Origin of the sequence: Synechococcus sp. A15-127 (genome assembly GCF_014280215.1) — a bacterium.
Taxonomy (GTDB): Bacteria; Cyanobacteriota; Cyanobacteriia; order PCC-6307; family Cyanobiaceae; genus Parasynechococcus.
The window spans coordinates 838,643-861,533 of the sequence record NZ_CP047948.1 but is presented as its reverse complement, the minus strand read 5'-3'; the positions used below and the strand labels follow the sequence as shown (position 1 = coordinate 861,533).

The window sequence follows — 22,891 nt, the reverse complement described above, 5'->3', positions numbered from 1 at the left end:
ACGGTCGACCCCCGCCTGATCCATGAGCCACGGCCTGCTCTGGTTACCCCTGCTGGCAGCCTTCGTGCTGCTCGCAGCCCTCGGCTGGCTGGAACGCCGGCGTCAGAACCTCTTCCGCGACTGGGCGGAGGGTGCCGAGCTGGCGAAGCTGGACGGCTGCGGCGGCGCGCGGCTGAAGGATGGCCATCTGATCTGGAGCAGCTTTGAAGCCGGACGTTTCCAGGATCAGGGGCAGTTCGATGTCTGCCGGCTGGAGCTGGTGGAACTGATGGCTCTGGCCTCAGGAGATGCCCCCCTGACAGACGAATCCCAGGGGCGCTGCCGCCTGCGCCTGGTCGGCAAGGACAAACAGATGGACGTGCCCTTCGCTGATGCGGACCGCGCCCGTCGCTGGGGCGATCAGCTGATGGCACGGGCCCGGTGCGATCTGTGACGAAGCAGGCGCCTGCGAAGCGACAGCGCAAGCCAGTGACCCTGACACCGCAGCTGGAACGCAGGCGTGCTCTGCGGCGTCAGCAGCGCGCGCAGCTGTTGATCCAGATCTGGCGCGTGCTGGTGCTTCTGCTGCTCAGCACAGGGCTGGGCTGGATTCTGCTGCGCCATGGCTGGACCCTGGAAGGCACCAATCAGTTGATCGTGCGCGGCGACACAGGGATCTCACCGGCTCTGGTCGCCAAAGTCGGAGGGTTTTCGTTTCCGCAACCGCTTCTGGAGATCAACCTCAAGACCCTGGAATCACAACTGCGACAGGAGCTCCCGGTGCAATCCGCCCAGGTGGACCGGCGACTGCTGCCAGCGCGACTCGACGTGCAGCTGGTGGGTCAGATCCCCGTTGCCCGGGCGACCCGACGCCTGGCCGGCGGCATGGAAACGGGGATGGTCGACGGGGAAGGGCACTGGATCCAGACGAACACCAAAGCTCCCAGCCCGGCCCCGACGACGGCCATCACCGTTGAGGGCTGGAGCGCTGATAAACGGGCTGTGCTGGCCAAGCTTCTCGAGCAGCGCGGCCGGATCAGCGACAGTCTTCAGACCATCGTCCTCCACCCCGATGGCGCCATCAGCCTCCGCACCCGAAGCCTCGGCCTGATCGATCTGGGGCGCGACAGCGACCGACTGGTGCAGCAGATCGACGCGATCGTCCAACTGAACAGCACGATGCCCCCCCATCTGCTCGATCAAGAACAAGGTTCCATTGATCTGAGCAATCCGGATCGACCGGAACTGGAGCGGCCCGCCAAAAAGCCCGAGCCCGCTGAGAAAGTCGCGCCAGAAGCTTGAAACGCTGACGAAGTGTTGCCGTTCCTTTCCACCGGACGGAACGTATCCAAACTTTCCCGGTTCAGAGCCGCAGGGACATAATGCAGCCAAACCTGAACGGATCGGTCGAAAAGATGGAGATCGTCAGCGGTGCGTCATCCCAGCATGCCGCCGGCATTCAACCCAGTCAGTCCGCCCGCATCGAGGTGATTGGTGTTGGTGGCGGTGGCAGCAACGCCGTCAACCGCATGATCCTCAGCGATCTTGAAGGTGTCGCTTATCGCGTTCTCAACACAGACGCCCAGGCACTGATTCAGTCCCAGGCTCAGACACGTCTGCAACTGGGACAGACCCTTACCCGCGGCCTGGGCGCCGGAGGCAACCCCACCATCGGTCAGAAGGCCGCCGAAGAGTCCCGCACCGACCTGCACGAAGCACTGCAGGGGGCCGATCTGGTGTTCATCGCCGCCGGCATGGGTGGAGGAACCGGAACCGGAGCGGCCCCAGTGGTGGCCGAGGTCGCTCGTGAGGTCGGAGCCCTCACGGTGGGCATCGTCACCAAACCTTTCGGTTTCGAGGGCCGCAGGCGCATGCGTCAGGCCGATGAAGGGATCACCCGGCTTGCAGAGCATGTGGACACCCTGATCGTGATCCCCAACGACCGCCTGCGTGATGCCATCGGCAGCGCACCGCTTCAGGAAGCCTTCCGCAGTGCCGATGACGTGCTGCGCATGGGTGTGAAGGGCATCAGCGACATCATCACTTGCCCCGGCCTGGTCAATGTCGACTTCGCCGATGTGCGTTCGGTGATGACCGAGGCCGGCACCGCCCTGCTGGGAATCGGCATCGGCTCCGGTCGCTCCCGCGCGGTGGAAGCCGCCCAGGCCGCCATCAGCAGCCCTCTGCTGGAGACGGAACGGATTGACGGGGCCAAGGGCTGCGTGATCAACATCAGCGGAGGCCGGGACATGACCCTTGAGGACATGACCACGGCCTCGGAAGTGATCTATGACGTCGTCGATCCCGAGGCGAACATCATCGTCGGTGCTGTGGTGGATGAAGCCCTGGAGGGAGAGATCCACGTCACCGTGATCGCCACGGGCTTCGAGAACGGTCAGCACTACCGCAGCGAGCGATCTGCAAGCCGCCCCCTGACGGCTCAGGCTCAGCGCGGTGACCGCCGCGAGATCGATGACAACGGCGCCCGTATTCCCGAATTCCTGCGTCAGCGCCAGCATCAAAGCGACAGCTGAAGAGGGGTGACCCGGATTCCACGCCTGCCCTGAGCATCCCGTGTGGCTGCTACCTTCCGGTCCTGACCAGATTTAGGCGTCCGAGCCGCATGGGTCCGAGTCGGCTTGATGCTAGCAAGGAGCCACCAAGGGCTAAGCCCACTCCATGCGTCCAGCCGATCTGATCCGCTTCAAGCAAGACGGCCGACCGATCACGATTCTCACTGCATGGGACAGCCTGTCTGCGGCCCTGGTGGAGCTCGCCGGGGCCGATGCCGTGCTGGTGGGTGACTCGCTGGGAATGGTGGCTCTCGGGCATGACACCACCCTGCCGGTCACCCTCGAGCAGATGGTGCACCACACGCAGGCCGTGGAGCGCGGCTTTCAGGCGATGCCGGCCCAGCAGCCCCTGCTCATCTCCGACTTGCCGTTTCTCAGCTATCAGTGCGGTGAGGACGCAGCGGTGGCCGCTGCCGGGAGGCTGCTGAAGGAATCCAGCGCCGCGGCCGTGAAGCTGGAAGGCGCCGAACCGGAGGTGGTGAGAGTGATTGATCGGCTGGTGCGCATGGGCATCCCGGTGATGGGGCATCTGGGGCTGACGCCGCAAGCGGTGCATCGTCTCGGCCTGCGGCGTCAGGCGGTGGATGCTCCGGCGCAGCAGCGACTGATGAGCCAGGCCATTGAGCTCGAGAGCACCGGATGCTTCGCTCTGGTGCTCGAGCATGTGCCGGACCAGCTGGCCGGGCAGGTGCGCCGTCAGCTCGCGATTCCGGTAATCGGCATCGGTGCCGGGGCCGATTGCGACGGACAGGTGCGAGTGAGCGCTGATCTGCTGGGGCTCACGGCTCAGCAGCCCCCCTTCAGCCCCGCTCTGCTGCCAGGACGGCAGCTGTGCGCGGAGGCTCTGGAGCGCTGGGTGCTCGATCAACGTCAGACAGCGACTCCCACCACAGCAGAACCTCCACCAGAACCCGATTGCTGAGAGCCATCCCCTCCGGATCGGACAACCGCCAGCGTCCGGCCTCACCCACCAGCAACCCTTCGGCGATGAACGGCTGCCAACGCTTCAGCAGTTGGTCGGGCACTGGGCATCCAAGAGCCTGCAGATCCACCCCCTCTCTGCGTCGCAGGCCCACCAGCAGCAGATCATCCAGGGGCATGCCAGTGCCTCGCCACGGCACTGAGTCTCCAGGGACAAAGTCTCCCGGACCTGAGGCTGATGCAGCGGCTTCCTGCTCCAGCCAGACGCGATAGGCGTCCCGGGTTCTGGGCCTGGCCTGGCGCTCTCCCCACGGGGCTGAGGTGGCGCCCATGCCGAATCCCCACCAGCCGGCACCACTCCAGTACACCCTGTTGTGGCGGGAGGCGTGGCCGGGGCGGGCATGGTTGGAAATCTCGTAGCGACCGAGCCCGGCAGCTCCGAGGTGATCACTGGTGAGCGCCATCAGCTCCGCCGCCAGCTCCTCCTCCGGCAGATCCAGCTCACCCCGCTGCTGACGGCGCTCAAACACCGTGCCTGGCTCCACCGACAGGTCATACACCGAGACATGGGGAGAATCCATGGCGATGGCCTGCGCCAACTGCTGCTCCCAGGCGAGGCGGGTCTGTCCTGGCAGGTTCTGGATCAGATCAAGACTCCAGGACCTCAGCGCGCCCTGCCTCAGCGCCTCCCGCATCCAGCGGCAGGCCTCCAGCAGATCAGCGCGCCGGTGACGACGACCGAGCCCGGCGAGAACGTCATCGTCAAAGCTCTGGCCACCAAGGCTGATGCGGTTGACCCCGGTCCTGAGCACCGCATCCAGCTGTTGCCGATCAAAGCTGGCGGGATCCATCTCGAGGGTGATTTCCGCACCCTGCTGAAGACCGAAACGGACCTGCAGCGCCTCAAGCAGAGCCTGGATCTGAGCGGCCGTCAGCAGCGATGGGGTGCCGCCGCCGATGTACACCGTCGCAAGGGGCGGACCCCATGGTGCAGCTGCGATCTCGCGATGCAGCAGGGACAGGTAATCGCGGATGGAGGCGCTTCCCGGTCCCCCGTCCGCGTGGGCCCGATCCCCCAGCGGCACCACAGCGAAATCGCAGTAGTAACAACGTCGATGGCAGAAGGGAATGTGGAGGTAGGCGCTGCGGGGAGGAGGGGGATAGGGCATGCTGCGCACATTCGGATTGAGCTGCCACGACCTGAGCCCATGGTTGATCTGCTCATCCTGATGCTGTTCGTCGGCTCCGGTGGTGCTGCTGGCTGGATGGGGGTGCATCTTCTGCCCGCGGAACTGGTGAATCCCGCCACCGATGCGGAACAGCTGCGGTTGATCCTCACGGGTTCCGGCGGAGGCGTGGGGCTTCTCGCTGGGCTGGTGTTCAAACGGTTGCGGCTGCGCCTGATGCAGCAGGTGCGCACCATGCCCACCGACCTGCTGGTGAGCCGCGCCATCGGCTTGATTCTGGGCCTGCTCGTCGCCAACCTGCTGCTGCTGCCGGTGCTGCTCCTTCCCTTTTCCGGTGGGGTGGTTCTGCTGAAACCGCTGCTGGCGGTGGTGAGCAATGTGTTCTTCGGGATCCTGGGCAGCAACCTGGCCGAAGTGCACGGCCGCACGCTGCTGCGCCTGCTCAATCCAGCCAGCAGTGAAGCCCTGCTGGTGGCCGACGGTGTGCTGACCCCGGCCACTGCCAAGATTCTGGACACCAGTGTGATCATCGATGGCCGCATCCGCGGGATGCTCGCCTGCGGGCTGCTGGAAGGGCAGGTGATCGTGGCGGAGTCGGTGATTGATGAGATGCAGCAGCTCTCCGATTCCACCAACGTCGAAAAACGTGCCAAGGGGCGGCGGGGCCTGAAGCTGCTCAAGGATCTGCGCGAGACCTACGGCCGTCGCCTCGTGATCAACAGCACCCGTTACGACGGGAAGGGCACGGACGACCGCCTGCTGCAGCTGGCGGATGACACGGGCGGAACGCTGGTCACCGCCGATTTCAACCTGGCCCAGGTGGCCTCGGTGAAAGCACTCAAGGTGATGAATCTGAGCGAGCTGGTGATTGCACTGAGGCCAGAAGTGCAGCCCGGCGACGAGCTCAATCTCAAGATCGTTCGTGAAGGCAAGGAGGAGAGCCAGGGGGTCGGCTACCTCGACGACGGCACGATGGTGGTGGTCAATGACGCCCGCCCCCTGATCGGCCAGAGGAAGCCGGTGGTGGTCACCGGAGCTCTGCAGACTCCCACCGGCCGGATGGTGTTCGCTCGGCTGGAGACCGAAGCGAAAGCCAAAGCGCAGACCAAATCCAAGGGGCAGGGCAAACCGCCCCGCACCAGCGAGCGCAAGCCTGAAAGCCCCCGCTAGGCTCCTGCCACAAAGCGATGGTGCGCGGTAGATGACCACCTCAGCCCCCTATTACGGCGACAGCTCCGTAATGAGGACTCCTCCTCCCGATCTGCCTTCACTGCTGCTCAAGGAGCGGATCGTCTACCTCGGACTGCCGCTGTTTTCCGATGACGATGCCAAACGTCAGATGGGCATCGATGTCACGGAATTGATCATCGCCCAGCTGCTCTATTTGGAGTTCGACAACCCTGACAAGCCGATTTACTTCTATATCAACTCCACCGGAACCAGCTGGTATTCAGGCGATGCGATCGGCTTCGAGACCGAGGCCTTCGCCATCTGCGACACGCTCCGCTACGTGAAGCCCCCGGTGCACACCATCTGCATCGGTCAGGCGATGGGAACGGCTGCTGTGATCCTTTCAGCGGGCACGAAAGGTCAGCGCGCCGCTCTTCCTCACTCGTCGATCGTGCTGCACCAGCCCCGCAGTGGGGCCCAGGGCCAGGCCACCGACATCCAGATCCGCGCCAAGGAAGTGCTCCACAACAAGCGGGCCATGTTGGAAATCCTCTCCAGCAACACCGGCCGCAGCGTCGAGGAACTGAGCAAGGACTCCGACCGTATGAGCTACCTCACTCCGGAGCAGGCCATGGAGTACGGCCTGATCGACCGGGTGCTCAGCAGCCGCAAGGAGTTGCCCAGCAACAGCGCCAACTGATCCCAGATTTCCACCTTTTTCGTCCTCTCACGTCCTGACCCATGCCGATCGGTACCCCCAGCGTTCCCTACCGCCTGCCCGGCAGCCAGATGGAGCGCTGGGTCGACATCTACACCCGTCTGGGAGTGGAGCGCATCCTCTTCCTGGGCTCCGAGGTGAATGACGGCATCGCCAACAGCCTTGTGGCCCAGATGCTGTATCTCGATTCCGAGGACAGCACCAAGCCGATCTATCTCTACATCAACTCCCCCGGTGGATCCGTGACGGCCGGTCTGGCCATCTACGACACCATCAAGTACGTGAAGAGCGATGTGGTGACCATCTGTGTCGGCCTCGCCGCCTCCATGGGCGCCTTTCTGCTGGCAGCCGGCACCAAGGGCAAGCGGGTGGCCCTGCCCCACAGCCGGATCATGATCCACCAGCCTCTTGGCGGCACCAGCCGCCGTCAGGCCAGCGACATCGAGATCGAAGCTCGCGAAATCCTGCGCATGAAGGAGATGCTCAACCGCTCCCTGGCAGACATGAGCGGCCAGGACTTCGACAAGGTGGAAAAGGACACCGACCGCGACTACTTCCTCAGCGCCGAGGAAGCCAAGGACTACGGGCTGATCGATCGGGTCATCACCCATCCCAGCGAAGCGTAAGCTCGCTGCTTGCACCGCCTCGCAAGCGCGCTCCGGATGGCCCAGCTCTTCTATGACTCCGATGCCGATCTCGGTCTGCTGAACGGCAAGACCGTGGCAATCATCGGTTATGGCTCCCAGGGCCATGCCCACGCCCTCAACCTGAAGGACAGCGGTGTCAACGTGGTGGTGGGCCTCTATGACGGCAGCCGCTCCGCCGAGAAAGCCAAGGCTGACGGTCTCGAGGTGCTGAGCGTTGCCGATGCCGCTGCCAAAGCGGACTGGATCATGGTGCTGTTGCCCGATGAATTCCAGAAGGACGTCTACGACAAGGAAATCGCGCCGAACCTGAGCGCCGGCAAGGTGTTGAGCTTTGCCCACGGCTTCAACATCCGTTTCGAGCTGATCAAGCCGCCGGCCGATGTGGATGTGGTGATGATCGCTCCGAAGGGGCCCGGCCACACCGTGCGCTGGGAGTACCAGAACGGCCAGGGCGTTCCGGCCCTGTTTGCGATCGAACAGGATGCCTCCGGCAACGCCCGCGCTCTGGCGATGGCTTACGCCAAGGGGATAGGCGGCACCCGTGCCGGCATCCTGGAGACCAACTTCAAGGAAGAGACCGAAACGGATCTGTTCGGTGAACAGGCCGTGCTCTGCGGCGGGCTCTCCGAGCTGGTGAAGGCCGGGTTCGAGACTCTGGTGGAAGCGGGCTATCAACCCGAACTGGCCTACTTCGAGTGCCTGCACGAGGTGAAGCTGATCGTGGATCTGATGGTGAAAGGCGGCCTCACCGCCATGCGCGATTCCATCTCCAACACCGCTGAATACGGCGACTACGTGAGCGGCCCACGCCTGATCACCGCAGACACCAAGGCGGAGATGAAGCGTGTGCTGGCTGACATCCAGGACGGCACCTTCGCCAGGAAGTTCGTGGCTGAGTGCGATGCCGGCAAGCCCGAGATGAAGCGCATCCGGGATCGCGACGCCGCGTTGCCGATCGAAAGCGTCGGCAAGGGTCTTCGCTCGATGTTCAGCTGGCTGAAGGACGCCTGATCCCTTGCTGTTCCAGTCCGGTGCCGCAGCGGTCCTGGCTGCCGCCGGACTGGATGCCCTGATCGGAGATCCGCTTTGGTGCCCCCACCCGGTGGTGCTGATGGGGAAGCTGATCAGCCGCCTGCGGTTGTGGGTCGAGCGCCTGAGCGGTGACCGGCCTGAGGCCCTCCGCCTCGGCGGTGGCCTGATCACTGCTGTGCTGGTTCTCGGAGCCGGGAGCTGCGGCTGGCTGGTGGAGCAGCTCGCCAGGGCTGCTCCGTTTGGCACAGCCCTGCTGGTGCTCGGCCTGGCCAGCGCCCTGGCGGCCCGCAGCCTGCACGACAGCGTGGCCGCCATCCTCAGTGCTCTGCCGGATCAGCCGCAAGGGGATCTGACGGCGGCACGCGAACGGCTGAGCTGGATCGTCGGCCGCGATGTGCAGCAGCTGGGGGAGCCGGAGATTTTGAGAGCGGCCGCCGAGAGTGCCTCGGAAAATGCCGTGGACGGCCTGTTCGCACCGCTGTTCTGGATGATCATCGGCCTGGTGCTTCAAGCGCTCTCACCGCAGCTGCCGGGACCGCTGGCCCTGGCCTGGGCCTTCAAAGCGAGCAGCACCCTCGACTCGATGCTCGGCTATCGGCGCGGACGCCTGCGCTGGCTCGGAACCGCCGGAGCCAGGCTCGATGACCTGCTCACCTGGCTGCCCTGCCGGCTGGTGATGATCACGCTGCCGCTGGTGAGCCAGCCCTGGCGGGAGCTGCCGGCCCTGGTGCGCGCCGCCGAGCGAGATGGGGCTCCCGATCCCTCCCCCAACGCGGGCCGCTCCGAAGCGATCTACGCCCACTGCGCCGGCGTTCAGCTCGGTGGACGCAACCGTTACGGAGAGCGATGGATCGACAAACCGGTGCTGGCAGCGGATCTGCCACAAGCTGACCGCAACGCCGTCAATCTGATTCTGGTGCTGACCAGTCGGCTGGAAAGCCTGTGGCTTCTCCTGCTTCTGCTGGTCGCCCTGCTGGTGGCAGGTCAGTAAGCGCCGCGATCCATGGGCAGAAGCAGCACGCCGAACGTGCGCAGGATGATCGCCAGATCCAGGCTGAAGGAACGACCGCGGGCATAGGCCAGATCCAACTTCACCCGCTTCTTGTAGCTGAGGTTGTTGCGTCCGCTCACCTGCCACAGACCGGTGAGACCGGGGCGGACCGCCGCCACTTCATCCATGTAGTCGCCGTAGCGGGTGAGCTCCCGATCAACGATCGGCCTTGGTCCCACCACACTCATCTCCCCCCACAGCACGTTGAGGAACTGGGGCAGTTCATCAAGGCTCGAACGACGCAGGAACTGGCCGACCCGGGTGATGCGGGGATCGCGCCGGAGTTTGAAATCGCGCTCGAACTCACTCCTCAGGCCAGGATCCTCATCCAGAACACGCGCCAGAACAGCGTCGGCATCGGCTCGCATGGTGCGGAACTTGATGCAACCGAAACGGCTGTAATCGCGACCGACCCGCCGCTGCACGTAGAACACAGGCCCGGGTGAGCTCAGCTTCACCAGAGCCGCCAGCAGGAGCAGCACCGGAGCACCAAGACCAAGCACCGCCAGGGAAAAAACAATGTCGCCGCCGCGCTTGAGGCCTCGGCCGGTACGACTCTGCTGGCGGATCAGCAGACCGGTCGGCACAGCGACCGGTGGGGCTGTGGTCATCGCCAGGTGAGGCCGATACGAACCACGACCGAAAGCCAGACGAGCGGTCTGACGCAAGGAAGGCCTCGTGGCCGTCGGCAAGGCTCAGAGTGCGTCTCGCCACACTCAACGTCACGAGAGCAGGCCTGGCACCTTTGCAGGGTCACTCGCGGCAACGTCACAGCTTCGGCGATGCGCCGCCCAGGCCCGTTGCAACGCCGCCTCGAACCGGGCAGCGAAAGCATCCGGCCCGAACCGTTCCGCCCAGCGCCGGATCACCTCGGCATCCAGCTGACGCCAGAGCCGCTGCTCCTCAAACCACTGCACAGCCTGCTGCAGAGATTCCAGCGTCTGATCGGGGAACAGGACCCCTGTGGCCTTGGGCATGCCGGCGGACGCGCAACGCACCGTATCCAGCAGGCCGCCCCGACCCAGAGCGATCACCGGTGCACCGGACGCCATCGCCTCCACCGGTGCGATGCCGAAATCCTCGAGCCCCGCATACACATAGGCCCGGCAGCGGGCCATCAGCGCTTCCACCTGCTGAGGGGACTGGCGTCCCAACAGGGTCACCGTGGGACCAGCCAGGGCCTGCAACCGTGCCCGCTCCGGACCATCACCGACCACCACGAGGGGCAGCTTCAGACGGTTGAAGGCCTCCACCACCAGATCGACCCGCTTGTAGGGCACCAGGCGACAGAGACAGAGGTAGACATCATCACGGGGGGCATCCCAGCGAAATCGGCCCACATCGACGGGTGGATGGATCACCTCGGCCTGCCGCCCCCAGAACTTGCGGATCCGGCGAGCGGTGAAACGAGAATTGGCGATGAGGTGATCCACCCGCTGGGCGCTGAGCTGATCCCATTGGCGCAGGGCATGCAGCTGCCAGCGGATCAGGGGGCCGAGACCGCGCCTGGCCAGGGCAGAGCACTGCAGATAGGCATGCATCTGGTCCCAGGCGTAGCGGACCGGGGTATGCACATAGCTGATATGCAGCTGATCGGGAGCGGTGAGCACCCCCTTGGCCACCAGATGGCTGCTGCTGATCACCAGATCGGCAGCGCCGAGATCGATCTGCTCGATCGCCAGCGGCAGCAGCGGCAGGTACTGCTGCACATGGCTGATGCCCCAGGGCAGCCGCTGGATCGGAGAGGTGAGCACGGAGCGGCGCTCGAGCCAGCTGCCGGGGCGTCGGCTCTCGCCATCCACCAGCGCAGCGAGCTGGGGCTGGCGATCCGCTGCCGTGAGCAGAGCATCGATGGCCTGAACCACCAGCTCAGCTCCTCCACGGGAACGAGGCGTGAACCACTCGTGAACCAGGGCAATGCGCCGGGGCAGGGCATCTGGAGCCGGCGGCATCGTGTTCGGACCCGATCGATACGAAGTCTCTCAGCCCGTTGCCGAGGCTGGATGAGGTCTCGATGCTGGTGGTCATGCCCAGCTCAACCCTGCCGATCAACACACTCCTGGAGGAGGCCCTGAACGAACCGGACATCGGCACGACGGGCCGGTTCCGGTGGCACGCCACTGCTGTGGGCATCGCTGCCCTGTGGATCGATGCCAATCCCCCTCTCACCCCACCGTTCGAGGATGCGATGCAGGAAGGCCTCAAGGTGGGACTCGACCTCAGCCGCGAAGAGCGTGAATTCCACCAGGTGCAGCAGGGACTGGTGCTGCTGTTTCATTCTTGATCGAAACGGAGAGGATGATCTTTCCGTTCAGTTCCAGACAGGACGACTGGAGACCACTTCGGACGAACTCTCCAACTGAGATGGATAATTCCCAACACTTCTGAAGGGACCACTTCTGAAGGGACCTCCTTGGACAAGAAAAAACCCCTGAGAGTTCCTAGTCCTCAGGGGTCCTACGTCCTCGATGACTCGCCCCATTCACCTTCCTCCGGACGAACCGAACTGAGGAGTAGGAGAACCGTCAGAACAGGTCGTGACGACCGCTCCTGATTCGGTTGCCCCTCAGACCTCTGCAGAAGCACCCTCCACAACTGCTCTACGGCGTCCGGGAAGAGCGCAGCAAGCACGTGATTCAGGTCGGCTTGGTCCATCCACAGAGAGGCCAGGTCCTATCCGCGAGCTGGAACCTTCGCCTGGTTGACAAAGGTCACACTATGAACATGTTCACTGCGAACTATTTCCATGGCAAACATCCGCGAGATGGTCAACACCCATCTTCCAGTCGTCCTCAAGGTCATCAACAGCGCCGCCTTGGTTGCCATTGCCTTGTCCACCCTCTGCGCTGCTGAGTCACTGAAAGAGATGTCAGACCAGGGCGCTGCCACAGCGGCAATCACTGAGACCAACTGAACCTTCCGATGAAAAGGGGGGGGATTAACGCCCCCCCCCTGAAGGTCGCTGAGACCTGGTTTTGCCGACTAAATGGGTCTCTGATCTCATTCCCTCTAAGTCGGCTCAGGGCACCAGGGCAGGAGCGGAACTACTTCCTCAGCTTTCCGCCATTGCAGAAGCGGACTGCCTGAGCGTTCGTTTTGCCCTCAGCGATGACCTCTTGAACGCAACCGTTGAAGGCCTTGCTCTCTTGCTTCACAGCGCAGAGACCTAAAGCAATTGCCGCCAGGGAGATGGCGGAAACAACGGTGGCGGAGATTTGGATGACGCCATAGGCGAGCATCGCCTTCTTCTTGCCGCCGCACTGATTGGAGGTTTCGCTGCTGGCGTTCTCTTCGCTCATGGATGAGTGTTGACTTCGAGAACGTTATGGACCCTGAATGTGCCTTGAAGACCCAGTGCTGATGGGATAACCGCCCTGCTGGGGGCCTCAATGAAAAACCCATGGATTCCCCAGTCCCAGGGACATCCCTTCTCATGACTCGACACCATCACGCTCCTCCTGGAAAAACGACACGACTAGGGAGCAAATGGGGAGAGTTCAGCAGGGCACAAAAAAAGGAGCGGTATCCCTATCGCTCCTTCGGGCACTGAAGATGTCGCTTAGCGAGACGACGCCAAGCGATCACCACCATCGCCGACATGCAGCGAATGCTGTGGATTGCCGTGAGCGATTTTCAAGAAAAACCCAGAAGTGCTCGACCTCCTGGAAAACCGCTCTCATGCGACAAGACTTGCGTGGCACCACCCCTAAGCATTTGCGCTTAGGGGTTGCCAAACTTCTCCGGAGTCCAGCGCTCACACCTGAAGACATGAGAGCGCCAGGCAGGAACAAAAGGAACTATCTACCCTCAGACGGCGACTTCATGCGACAACCGACTCAACCGAGCTCTACTGGAAAAACTCAGGGCTCTTAGAGAATGAAATTTTTAATCTCTCTCCTTCTAACGTCACTCCCAGCAGCAGCAGTTCCGCTTCCCTTTGTCTGTGAACTAACCAGTGAAGAAGTTCCTTCAGTCAAAGTTCTGCTGACTGAACGCACTGCGGTCTCCCTGAAAGGAGAGGTGCTTCAAGGCAGCAAAACCCTAGGGACCTTCCAGACAGGTCAATCCAACGGATACGGAAGTGTCTGGTGGTCTTTCCATGACCAGTACGGCAAGGGTGATGGAACCTCAGTGCTCTTCAAGGATGACCAGCACTGGAACCCTCACCGACGAATACCACGACCTTCAGAGACGAACAGAGTTTTGTTCGTGGGGCTGGCTGCTGACCTCTGGCATTGGAACACCCCCGAGGCACCTGGTGCCTTCAGGAGAAACAGAGACCTCCTGAAAGCAGCGGCAGGGTTCTGGACCATCTCTGACCGATGTCTTGGTGGTCGGATCATGCGTGGATGAAACCACCTCAACCAGTTCGGTATCGAGAAGGCACTCAATTCAGGATTTCTTCCATGAATCTTCGGGGAGCATTGGCACAACAGTCATCTCAGCGCCCTTAAGTTTCAGCAACACGCATTCCACACATCATGTGCCCACCTGACCTTTCAAGTCTGAAGTGGGGCGATGATGGCGACTTATCCCCAAACGACACCCTGAACTTGGTGGAGAGATTGACAAGAGCAGAGCAAGAGTCAAAACGCCCTGATGGGACTCAACTCAACGCCAGTTCCATTTTTCAGGGGGAACTCTCACAAGAGTCCTGACCAATCATGAGGTCTTATCCTTGCAATTATTAGGAAAATGCTTATTGCTTACGAAAAAATGCCGGACCTCTGAAATCCATAGACGAATCAATCTTCCTCATCAAGGATTTTCTGTAGAGCAAACAACTTATCTTGCTCCACCTCGCCAACAATCACATGGACCGCTGTGCCATCTTGCAGTGAGTATTTCTCAGTAATGAGTGCGTCAGGATGGACACCAAAAGAAACCTTCTGACCTTCCAAAAGCATGTAGCAATAGGGTTTCACGCCTAGAAGAGCAGAGATCATCATGCTTGGCGCGAGCAAAGCAAAGAGCACGAAAGACACAAATAACTTCACGGTTTTTGCCCACGACTTACCCGGCAAACCCATGAGGGGGCATCTCAAAAATCCGACAACACAACCCCCTATTGCCAACAACACAACTGCGGAACAGCTTGGTTTTTCACGGGACGAACCATGACCACCAAGCAGTAAAAAAGTCCCTCACCGCAAAGGGTTTGGGACTTTCAGAGTCCTAACGGGACTTACTCAGAACGGAGAGGGTGGGATTCGAACCCACGAGGGTGTGACCCCTACACGATTTCGAGTCGTGCGCAATCAACCGGACTCTGCCACCTCTCCACACGCCATCTGCGCCTTCAAACTTTAGTCGGCGACCCTCAGGCTGCCTCCATGGGCCATCAGCCAGCGGCGTTGCTGAGATGAAGGGCGGAATCCCAGCCAGGTGCCGGTGATGCCGCTGCTCAGGACGTCAGCGTTGTGCAGCGACCAGAGGGACTGAGGGCGGAGCAACACCTGCCAGCGCTGACGGCCGATCCGAAGCAGCAGTGGCTCACCGCGATGCGCAAGCAGCTCCACCGACAGCCCTGAACTGATGAGCCGTTGCCCCGGAGCCAGAGCTGGCTGGCCTTGCTGCATCGCTGAAACATGCCGGGCCAGGCCCTGCCAGCAGCTGACCCCAGCGGAGGGAACCGGATCCAGCAGCAGCAGCCAGTCCAGCCGTTGGTGGCCGTAACCATCCATGAGGCGGCGGGCCATGCGGCAGCTGGACTTGTCTGCATGGCTGACCACCAGCGCAGCTCGTCCGCGGTGGCGGGCCAGCAGCCAGTGCCGGCCATGGCGATGGACAGAGACCAGCCCATCCGCCAGCTGCATGCCGGCGTGCAAACCAACAACGACTGGCAACAGCAGCACTGCAGCCAGTCGGACCCGCTTCGGGGCCGGCATCAACCAAGGCAGCAAAGCAGCGGCCAGCAGCAGCACCAGCCAGAGCTGCGGCCGACCGGTGAGCACCTGAGCAGCCGGCCAGTTGCTGATCCAGCTCACCAGCACGATCAGCGCTCCGGCAAGCTGCTGGACCGGCCAGCACAGCAACGTCAGAAGGCCGGGTGGAAGCACCAATCCTCCCAGGGCCAGGGCGATGGCGGAGAGCGTCAGCGGAGCCAGCAATGGTGCCGCCAGCAGATTGGCCGGCAGGGCATACAGCGGGGTCGAGCCGAAATGCAGCAACTGCAACGGCAGCGTCCAGGCCATCGCCGCCAGGGGAACGGACAGCGCCGGCGCCAGCCAGCGGCATCGCCGCGGCAGCCGCCGCACCAGAGCCTGTTCCAGTCGAGGCGCCGTGAGCATCAGACCGGCCGTGGCCGCTGCACTGAGCTGAAAGCCGAGCGATCGGGCCCAGGCCGGATGCAGCAGCAGCATCCCGTTGAGCGTCAGCAACAGCACCCCGAAGCCGCGGCTGCGTTCGCCGGATTCCCGGATCATCAGAGCGATGCCCCCCATCAGCACCGCCCGGACCACCGAAGGTTGAGGACCGGCCAGCAGCAAGAAGCCCGCCAGTGCCAGTGCCGCAACAGCGAGTCGACCCAATCGCGGCAACAACCGACCGATCGATAGTGCTGCCCCGAGCAGGACGGACAGGTGAAATCCAGAGGCCGCAAGGGCATGGGAGAGGCCCGCCACCCGAAAGGACTGACGCAGGGAGTCCGGCAGCTGCACCTGAGCCCCCCCCAACACAAGGGCCGCCAGCAGTCCGCCCCGTTCAAGGCCAGCCAGCCGCTGCATCTGCTGCGCGATCGAGCGACGGGCATCCGCCAGTGGCGTCCACGGACGCTCGAGCACCTCCAGCTCAGACACCCTGAGCTGACTCCAGCTGCCACGGGATGCCAGCCGCTCCGCTGCTCCCGGGAGGAAGGGATGAGCCCCCGGGGCAGGTGGCGTCAAGTCTCCGACGGCACGCACGCGCCAACCCTGCTGAAGAAGAACCCCGCACTGCCGCCACTGCAGCTCGGTGCGACCGTGCCGGCGCTGGCCATCGAGCCGCTGCACCTGAAGCAGCACGGAGCAGCCTGGATCGAACTGCCGCGCATCCGCCAGCACCCGCCCGACGAGGACCCGGGGTTCACGCGAGCCGCTGCGGATCACCGCGGAGGGATCCTGTCCACCGGGTTGCGGAGCTCCCCAGATCAGACCGCGCAGCAGAAGCAGCAAAAACAGCATCAGCGCGATGCTGCAGACAGGCCATGAACGGGTCAGGAGAATTCGCCAGGCTGGGGCAAGAGTTCCCCCCTCAAGGCCGCTGATGCCCGAGACCACTCCAGGACCTCCGATCTCCCTGGCGCAGACCTGGGCGGACCAGGCGGATCTGGAGGGGCTGTTTCAAAGTCGGAGGCCGGCTCATCGCGATCGCGTCTATCCACCGAACGACAACTACGGCTTCGGGCCCTGCCTCAGGCGTTTTGCCGGTATCGCGCCGGAGGAATCGATTCACGCCATCGTTCCCCACGGACACAACTACCCCCTGATCGATGGCCGGCGTCAGGCTCCAGAGCAGGAACGGATCGATGCGATTCCGACTGTTCTGGCCAGCTCGGATGCCTGCCTCGAGGCCTTCCGCAACGCGGGAGGGAAGCGGGTGATCCCGATCGGGCTCGCCAGCCTGTACGCCATCCAATGCCTCGAGCCAGCAGAACAGCCGCCTGCAGGATCGCTGTTCTTCCGCTGCCACTCCACAGGGGTCACCCAACTGAAGCTGGATGACGATCAGCTGATCCGAAACCTCCGTGGGCTACCCGATCGCTTTCATCCGATCCGCATCTGCGCATACTGGCGAGACTGGGATCTGGGCGAATACGAACCTTTTCTTGCCGAGGGATTCCAGGTAGTGGGGGCCGGCTCCCACTGCGATCCTCTGTTCATCTGGCGGCATCTGCACCTGCTCCGATCGCACCGTTATGTGCTCAGCACGGGGGTGAGCAGCCATTTTTTCCATGCCTGCCTGCTTGGAATACCAACTCTGATCTTGCCGATGCCGGTGCAGCGGGTGATCCGTTATCAGAACTTTGCCTGGAAGGTCCAGACGTATCAGGAAATGCTTGCGTTGCGGTCGCACTTCCAGGTGGAACGCAGCGAACCCAGCCGCGATCAACGAGCCCTGTCGGAATTATTTCTGGGCAGCTCTCATCAGAGGAGCCCCTCGGAGCTGAAGCAAATTCTCAACTCGCTCCGGCCACAGGCATCGTCTCGGACGCTTTGACGCCGCTCAGCAGAGGGAACCCCAGAGCTTCCCGTTCCGCCAACCAGGCTTCCGCCACCTTGCGTGCCAGGTTGCGGATCCGACCGATGGTGGCCGTGCGTTCGGTCACCGAGATCACGCCGCGGGCCTCAAGCAGGTTGAAGGTGTGGCTGCACTTGAGCACGAAGTCCAATGCCGGTGCGGGCAGCTGCTGCTCGATCAGATCAGAGGCTTCGGCCTCATAGATCGCGAAGAGCTGCTTGAGCCGTTCAGGGTCAGACCCCTCGAAATTGAATTGGCACTGACCTTTTTCGAAGGGCAGCCAGATGTCGCCATAGCTGCGCGAAGCATTCCAGCTCAGATCCCAGATGCTTTCCACGTCCTGCAGATACATGGCCAGCCGCTCGAGGCCGTAGGTGATTTCGATCGACACCGGTTTGCAGTCGATGCCGCCGCATTGCTGGAAATAGGTGAACTGGGTGACCTCCATGCCATCGAGCCACACCTCCCAGCCCACACCCCAGGCGCCGAGGGTGGGCGACTCCCAGTTGTCTTCGACGAAACGGATGTCGTGATCAGCCACCTGAATGCCAAGAGCTTCCAGCGAGGCGAGGTAAGTCTCCTGAATGCCATCGGGAGATGGCTTGATCAGCACCTGGTATTGGAAATAGTGCTGGGCGCGGTTGGGGTTGTCGCCGTAACGACCATCGGTGGGACGTCGGCAGGGCTCCGGGTAGGCCACGGCCCAGGGTTCAGGACCGATGGCCCTCAGCACCGTGTGCGGACTCATGGTGCCCGCCCCCTTTTCCGTGTCGTAGGGCTGCAGCAACAGGCAGCCCTGGTCTGCCCAGAAGCGGTTGAGGGTGCTGATGATGTCCTGGAAGTGCACTGTCAACCGCGCGCCTGCCTGAGGATTCTGCCGAAAGGTTGATCTGCCGCTCGCCGCCCGGATCCACCATCTCCGCCTTGAGAGATTCCCATGATCACCACCTGGAGCAGCTGACAGCTGATCAGGTCAGCCGCAGCTTCAGCCACCTCTGTTCAGCGATCCTGCGCCCCCGCATCGCTGAGATCGGAGTCAAGTGGCAGGCCTGGGGGGCCAAAGACGTCCACAACCGCCCCTGTGGACTGTTGCTGGCGAAACGGATCGCTTCAGAGTCCGGAACCATCCTTTCGGTCGTAAGCCTGGTCGTGACGCCAGACGAACGCCGGAAGGGGGTGGCCAGCCGACTGCTGCTGCACATTCGCAGCGCAGCCACTCAGGACGGCATCAGCAGGCTGCATCTCTCCATCCCGCTGGAGCGCCCCTGCACAGCGGCACTGCACAAACTCACCCCCCGACGAGACGGATGGACGAACTCTCCCGGAAAAGTGGTGGTCACCCTCTCCGACCGCTGCCGCGTCGAGCCACTGCTGATCCGGCTTGAACAGTCCGTGGCACGGATGAGCCGTCGTGCGCAATGGCACATCGAGCCCTACCCGCGGAAACTCACATCGGAGCTGAAGCAGCGTCTGCAGCGCAGCGGATCCGAGCCGATCGGAGCCCCCTGGGATCCTGCAGACAACAGCTACTCCTGGGAACCGGAACATCGGTTCAGTCGGTTGTTGCGCGGCGACCGTGGCCAGATCATCGGATGGCTGATCACGCACACCGCCGGCATCGACCTGCTCCGCTACGGAAAGCTCTGGATCGACCCCGGCTGGGAACAAACAGGCGCCCCACTCGCTCTGCTCTGTGATGTGATGCGGGCCGCCCATTTTCAACACAGCAACGAGACCCGAGAGGGTGAACTCTGCTGGCCGGTCCGGCGCGGCTGCTTCATTTCACACCCGACCAATGAGCGGCTGCACAATCTGATCCTGCGCAAGTTCAAACCTGTCTGTGACAGCTGGGTGGAAGTTGAGAACTGCCTGCTCAATCTGTGATGCCTTGGAGCGAAGAACGCGGCGATTCCAGTGATGGAGACGCCGGATTCAGAGCAGCAGAGCCAAGGGATCGGGTGCGAGCGGGTCTCCCTGCAACCCTTGCGGGTCCAGCAGCAAGGCGTTGCTCAAATCAGCTGACGCCTGAAGTGAGACCTGCACGAGCGAGGTCAACGACTCGAGGCCGACAATGGCTCGAAGGATGCCCACCGCATCACCGACATCAACGGAACCACTGCCATCGATATCCATCAACGTCACGGGATCAACCCCCGGGAATTCGGAGAGATCAGTCTCCAGACCAACGATGTTCCTCAAGACTGAGATCGCATCGCTGACATCATGACTGCCGTTGTTGTTGACATCGCCTGTCAGCACATCAACTGTTGTGAGGGCAACATCAGCCGTTGATTCACTGTCGGCCTCTGCCTCGCTGGAGGCCGACACATCCTGACTGGCGAAGGCGAACCCCAGAGGTGCGTCAGCGTCGTCAGTTTCGGCATCTGATGCTGACTCCAGGTTCTCATCGGAGCCCCGAAACAAGCGGAAGCTGCTGATCATCGAAGGATGACTCGAGCAGTAATAGTCAACGGTCCCAACAACATCGAGATCGATGTCTTCCGAAAAACTGATCTGAAAAGAGTCTGTTCCCTTGATACCGCGTTCGGCGCTGCCATCACCTTGAAGAATCAGTGCCGAAGAACTGGTTTGATTGTGACCCTGATTACTGACATAGAAGGGATGAGACGACACATCGTCCAGACGTCTGAACAGATACGTTGAATCAACATCCAATGCAGAATCCACCAGAGGTTCGTTGCCCTCGGCATCGGTGTAGAAGGTGTAATACGGCTCAGCAAATGATCCGGCACTGACGAACAGCTCGACAGGCAGTTCACTTTGTGGCGTTGACACAGAAACCGGCGGCACCGTGTTCACCTCCAGGCTGATCGACGTCCGCTCCCCATTGATGTTCCCGGCCGCATCACGGAAAGCGCCGCGCACCACCGTGATCACACCCTCATCCGTGCTGTTCTCCGCCGGCGTGAAGCTGGCGCTGTAGTCCGTTCCGCTGCCGCTGAAACCGCTCAGCTCGCCGCCGCTCACCTCCACGTCCTCCGCCGTGAAATCGCTCGATGCCTCCGACAATGTGAACCGGATCGTCGCCGTTTCGCCCACCGTCAGCTCCTCATCGTCCGCGCTGATCTCGAGGGCAGGCGCTGTGGTGTCCGGAGGCACCGTGTTCACCTTCAGGCTGATCGACGTCCGCTCCGCATTGATGTTCCCGGCCGCATCACGAAAGGCGCCGCGCAACACCGTGATCACACCCTCATCCATGCTGTTCTCCGCCGGCGTGAAGCTGGCGCTGTAGTCCGCTCCGCTGCCGCTGAAACCGCTCAGTTCGCCGCCGCTCACCTCCACGTCCTCCGCCGTGAAATCGCTCGATGCCTCCGACAACGTGAACCGGATCGTCGCCGTTTCGCCCACCGTCAGCTCCTCATCGTCCGCGATGATCTCGAGGACAGGGGCTGTGGTGTCCGGAGGCACCGTGTTCACCTCCAGGCTGATCGACGTCCGCTCCGCATTGATGTTCCCGGCCGCATCACGGAAAGCGCCGCGCAACACCGTGATCACACCCTCATCCGTGCTGTTCTCCGCCGGCGTGAAGCTGGCGCTGTAGTCCGTTCCGCTGCCGCTGAAACCGCTCAGCTCGCCGCCGCTCACCTCCACGTCCTCCGCCGTGAAATCGCTCGATGCCTCCGACAACGTGAACCGGATCGTCGCCGTTTCGCCCACCGTCAGCTCCTCATCGTCCGCGCTGATCTCAAGGGCAGGCGCTGTGGTGTCCGGAGGCACCGTGTTCACCTCCAGGCTGATCGACGTCCGCTCCCCATTGATGTTCCCGGCCGCATCACGGAAAGCGCCGCGCACCACCGTGATCACACCCTCATCCGTGCTGTTCTCCGCCGGCGTGAAGCTGGCGCTGTAGTCCGTTCCGCTGCCGCTGAAACCGCTCAGCTCGCCGCCGCTCACCTCCACATCCTCCGCCGTGAAATCGCTCGATGCCTCCGACAACGTGAACCGGATCGTCGCCGTTTCGCCCACCGTCAGCTCCTCATCGTCCGCGCTGATCTCGAGGGCAGGGGAGACCTGATCCCGTGTATCCACACGCATGGAGAGGGATGCACTGCTGTTGTTCGTCGTGCCAGCGGAATTGGAGAAACTGCCTGCAGCAACAGTCACCGTGCCGTTGTCGGTGCTCTCCACCTCCGGGGTGAACACAGCCGTGTACTCAGTGGCACTGATGGCCTCGAGATCCGAAACAACACCCCCGGAAACGGTCAGGTCATCAGCAGTGAAATCCGTTGAGCCTTCCGAGAGAATGAACGTGATCCGGGCTGTCTCGCCCGACGTCAGACTGGTGTCATCGGTTGAAATCGAGATCGTTGGGACAACGATCTCGGCCTCTTCGTCATTGGCATCCTGACGACCCAGAGGCTCTCCCACCAACTGGAAGGATCCGATCATCGAGGAATGAGCCGTACAGAAATAATCGATGTTGTCGATCAACGACAGATCAATATCAGCGGCGAAACTGAGCGTGAACGACTGGTCACGACCGATTCCATCGGAGGCTGATCCATCCCCATCCAGAACCAGCGCTGTCGAACTCCCCTGCCGGTAGCCGCTATCACCGATGTAGAAGGGGTGGGTGGAATTAGCCCCGATGAACTCGTAGGTTTTACTGACATCGAGCTCGTTCGTTCCGAACGAAACCGATCGACTTGAATCGGTGAAGAAGGAGAAGTATGGAGCCCGGAATGATCCTGAGTTGACGTAGATCTTGATGGTGTCGTCATCAGCCTCGTCAGACGACTCAGCGTCCTCCGATGCAGTTGTTTCCGATTCGGAATCCGAGGTCTGACTCGAACCGTAAGGGCGAGATGAGTAGTAGTAATACGCACGACCAGAAAGATCATCCGAGGTGGCGGATGTCAAGCTCGACCGATCAAGATCGGCACCCCGGGTCTCATCGACCAAGGCAGTCATGGAGAAATATTAAGAAAGGTAACTTATAGCGATTTCAAGACGAATGCGTGGGGAGACGGCCATCACTGCGTCGGCTCGATCGCCTGTTCAACCCTTCCGGCTCAGTCCTTCAACGCCAAGCAGCGATGCAGGTGGGCAATGGCGTGATGCCGATGGGGATTGGCGCCGGCAGGCCCCATCACCCCCAGCCAGAAGCTGCCATCCCCCTGGAACACCAGCACAGGCTTCGCCGCCCCCTTTCCGTGGGATTCGAGCAGCGACATGCAGAGCTTCTCAGCCACTTCCGGTCCCTTGGGGCGCTGACGCAGCCGACGCAACAGGGGATCCACCTGCGAAAACGACACGAAGGTGGCCCGCTGTGAATCGGTGATCAGAATCAAGCCATCCAGCCACTGCACCTCCTGGAGCAGCTCCTCAATCGTGGGAAGCAGGGTGGGGAGAGGAAACGCCAAGGGGCCCAATCC

Annotated in this window: 21 protein-coding genes, 1 tRNA gene, 1 other RNA gene and 1 pseudogene; 13 read left to right on the top strand and 11 right to left on the bottom strand. The window is 62.3% G+C overall.

The features are described 5' to 3' along the window. Positions 1 to 22: 22 nt before the first annotated feature. The 3 genes from SynA15127_RS04385 (at position 23) to ftsZ (ending at position 2,513) form a co-directional block, all read left to right on the top strand. Entirely contained in the window at positions 23 to 433 is a 411-nt protein-coding gene (locus SynA15127_RS04385; protein ID WP_043696115.1) for a hypothetical protein, read from the top strand. Next, positions 421 to 1,281 (top strand): cell division protein FtsQ/DivIB, encoded by an 861-nt coding sequence (locus tag SynA15127_RS04380; RefSeq protein WP_255475576.1) that lies wholly within the window; start codon positions 421 to 423, stop codon positions 1,279 to 1,281. The genes SynA15127_RS04385 and SynA15127_RS04380 overlap by 13 nt, the downstream gene beginning before the upstream one ends. Positions 1,282 to 1,394: 113 nt before the next feature. Further along, positions 1,395 to 2,513: a cell division protein FtsZ gene (gene ftsZ / locus SynA15127_RS04375; RefSeq protein WP_255475575.1), complete on the top strand. Its 1,119-nt coding sequence runs from the start codon at positions 1,395 to 1,397 to the stop codon at positions 2,511 to 2,513. A gap of 5 nt (positions 2,514 to 2,518) precedes the next feature. On the opposite strand, the gene ffs is transcribed toward ftsZ, so the two are convergent. After that, positions 2,519 to 2,615: signal recognition particle sRNA small type (gene ffs, locus SynA15127_RS04370), an RNA gene on the bottom strand. Between the two features lie 43 nt (positions 2,616 to 2,658). On the opposite strand from ffs, the gene panB reads away from it, so the two are divergent. Beyond that, positions 2,659 to 3,474: a 3-methyl-2-oxobutanoate hydroxymethyltransferase gene (gene panB, locus SynA15127_RS04365; RefSeq protein ID WP_186485153.1), complete on the top strand. Its 816-nt coding sequence runs from the start codon at positions 2,659 to 2,661 to the stop codon at positions 3,472 to 3,474. Here the strand turns inward: panB and hemW are convergent. Continuing rightward, positions 3,377 to 4,642: pseudogene (gene hemW / locus SynA15127_RS04360) on the bottom strand (radical SAM family heme chaperone HemW); the annotation flags it as partial. The gene panB and the pseudogene hemW overlap by 98 nt on opposite strands. Positions 4,643 to 4,681: 39 nt before the next feature. Here hemW and SynA15127_RS04355 point away from each other — a divergent pair. Genes SynA15127_RS04355 through cbiB form a run of 5 tightly spaced genes read left to right on the top strand, consistent with a single transcriptional unit; the run spans position 4,682 to position 9,218 of the window. Next, entirely contained in the window at positions 4,682 to 5,830 is a 1,149-nt protein-coding gene (locus SynA15127_RS04355) for a PIN/TRAM domain-containing protein (RefSeq protein ID WP_186485152.1), read from the top strand. 31 nt (positions 5,831 to 5,861) lie between these two features. Beyond that, positions 5,862 to 6,530 (top strand): ATP-dependent Clp protease proteolytic subunit, encoded by a 669-nt coding sequence (locus SynA15127_RS04350; protein WP_186485151.1) that lies wholly within the window; start codon positions 5,862 to 5,864, stop codon positions 6,528 to 6,530. Between the two features lie 41 nt (positions 6,531 to 6,571). Then, positions 6,572 to 7,174 carry an ATP-dependent Clp protease proteolytic subunit gene (locus SynA15127_RS04345; protein ID WP_043696097.1) on the top strand — a complete coding sequence of 201 codons (603 nt, stop codon included), beginning with the start codon at positions 6,572 to 6,574 and terminating at the stop codon, positions 7,172 to 7,174. A gap of 36 nt (positions 7,175 to 7,210) precedes the next feature. Further along, positions 7,211 to 8,206: a ketol-acid reductoisomerase gene (gene ilvC, locus SynA15127_RS04340; RefSeq protein WP_043696093.1), complete on the top strand. Its 996-nt coding sequence runs from the start codon at positions 7,211 to 7,213 to the stop codon at positions 8,204 to 8,206. A 4-nt stretch (positions 8,207 to 8,210) separates the two neighbouring features. Next, positions 8,211 to 9,218, top strand: coding sequence for an adenosylcobinamide-phosphate synthase CbiB (gene cbiB / locus SynA15127_RS04335; RefSeq protein WP_255475574.1), 1,008 nt, complete (start codon positions 8,211 to 8,213; stop codon positions 9,216 to 9,218). Here the strand turns inward: cbiB and SynA15127_RS04330 are convergent. Both SynA15127_RS04330 and SynA15127_RS04325 read right to left on the bottom strand, forming a co-directional pair. Next, positions 9,212 to 9,970, bottom strand: coding sequence for a sugar transferase (locus SynA15127_RS04330; protein WP_186485150.1), 759 nt, complete (start codon positions 9,968 to 9,970; stop codon positions 9,212 to 9,214). The genes cbiB and SynA15127_RS04330 overlap by 7 nt on opposite strands. Positions 9,971 to 10,000: 30 nt before the next feature. Further along, positions 10,001 to 11,230, bottom strand: a complete 1,230-nt coding sequence (locus SynA15127_RS04325; protein WP_186485149.1) for a glycosyltransferase — start codon at positions 11,228 to 11,230, stop codon at positions 10,001 to 10,003. A gap of 62 nt (positions 11,231 to 11,292) precedes the next feature. On the opposite strand from SynA15127_RS04325, the gene SynA15127_RS04320 reads away from it, so the two are divergent. Beyond that, on the top strand, positions 11,293 to 11,562 hold the full coding sequence (locus SynA15127_RS04320) for a hypothetical protein (RefSeq protein ID WP_186485569.1): 270 nt from the start codon (positions 11,293 to 11,295) through the stop codon (positions 11,560 to 11,562). A 462-nt stretch (positions 11,563 to 12,024) separates the two neighbouring features. Continuing rightward, entirely contained in the window at positions 12,025 to 12,192 is a 168-nt protein-coding gene (locus SynA15127_RS04315; protein WP_186485148.1) for a hypothetical protein, read from the top strand. Between the two features lie 130 nt (positions 12,193 to 12,322). Here SynA15127_RS04315 and SynA15127_RS04310 read toward each other — a convergent pair whose 3' ends face one another. The 4 genes from SynA15127_RS04310 to SynA15127_RS04295 all read right to left on the bottom strand — a co-directional run bounded on the left by SynA15127_RS04310 (position 12,323) and on the right by SynA15127_RS04295 (position 16,534). Further along, complete coding sequence (locus tag SynA15127_RS04310) at positions 12,323 to 12,577, bottom strand: hypothetical protein (protein WP_186485147.1); 255 nt, start codon at positions 12,575 to 12,577, stop codon at positions 12,323 to 12,325. 1,446 nt (positions 12,578 to 14,023) lie between these two features. Further along, positions 14,024 to 14,308, bottom strand: coding sequence for a hypothetical protein (locus SynA15127_RS04305; protein ID WP_186485146.1), 285 nt, complete (start codon positions 14,306 to 14,308; stop codon positions 14,024 to 14,026). A 165-nt stretch (positions 14,309 to 14,473) separates the two neighbouring features. Then, positions 14,474 to 14,560 (bottom strand) — tRNA-Ser (locus tag SynA15127_RS04300). 24 nt (positions 14,561 to 14,584) lie between these two features. Then, entirely contained in the window at positions 14,585 to 16,534 is a 1,950-nt protein-coding gene (locus tag SynA15127_RS04295; protein WP_255475573.1) for a ComEC/Rec2 family competence protein, read from the bottom strand. Between SynA15127_RS04295 and SynA15127_RS04290 the strand changes: the two genes are divergently transcribed. Next, the gene (locus tag SynA15127_RS04290) at positions 16,521 to 17,474 is read left to right on the top strand and encodes a hypothetical protein (RefSeq protein ID WP_186485145.1); all 954 of its coding nucleotides are present in this window, start codon (positions 16,521 to 16,523) and stop codon (positions 17,472 to 17,474) included. The two genes, SynA15127_RS04295 and SynA15127_RS04290, sit on opposite strands and share 14 nt — an antisense overlap. Here SynA15127_RS04290 and glyQ read toward each other — a convergent pair. Then, complete coding sequence (gene glyQ, locus SynA15127_RS04285; RefSeq protein WP_186485568.1) at positions 17,434 to 18,342, bottom strand: glycine--tRNA ligase subunit alpha; 909 nt, start codon at positions 18,340 to 18,342, stop codon at positions 17,434 to 17,436. The two genes, SynA15127_RS04290 and glyQ, sit on opposite strands and share 41 nt — an antisense overlap. Positions 18,343 to 18,419: 77 nt before the next feature. Between glyQ and SynA15127_RS04280 the strand changes: the two genes are divergently transcribed. Further along, the gene (locus SynA15127_RS04280) at positions 18,420 to 19,379 is read left to right on the top strand and encodes a GNAT family N-acetyltransferase (protein WP_186485144.1); all 960 of its coding nucleotides are present in this window, start codon (positions 18,420 to 18,422) and stop codon (positions 19,377 to 19,379) included. Positions 19,380 to 19,427: 48 nt separating this feature from the next. Here the strand turns inward: SynA15127_RS04280 and SynA15127_RS04275 are convergent, their stop codons facing one another. Together SynA15127_RS04275 and SynA15127_RS04270 are read right to left on the bottom strand one after the other, a co-directional pair. Beyond that, positions 19,428 to 22,376: an Ig-like domain-containing protein gene (locus SynA15127_RS04275; RefSeq protein WP_186485143.1), complete on the bottom strand. Its 2,949-nt coding sequence runs from the start codon at positions 22,374 to 22,376 to the stop codon at positions 19,428 to 19,430. Positions 22,377 to 22,528: 152 nt separating this feature from the next. After that, positions 22,529 to 22,879 carry a hypothetical protein gene (locus SynA15127_RS04270; protein ID WP_186485142.1) on the bottom strand — a complete coding sequence of 117 codons (351 nt, stop codon included), beginning with the start codon at positions 22,877 to 22,879 and terminating at the stop codon, positions 22,529 to 22,531. Positions 22,880 to 22,891: the final 12 nt, after the last annotated feature.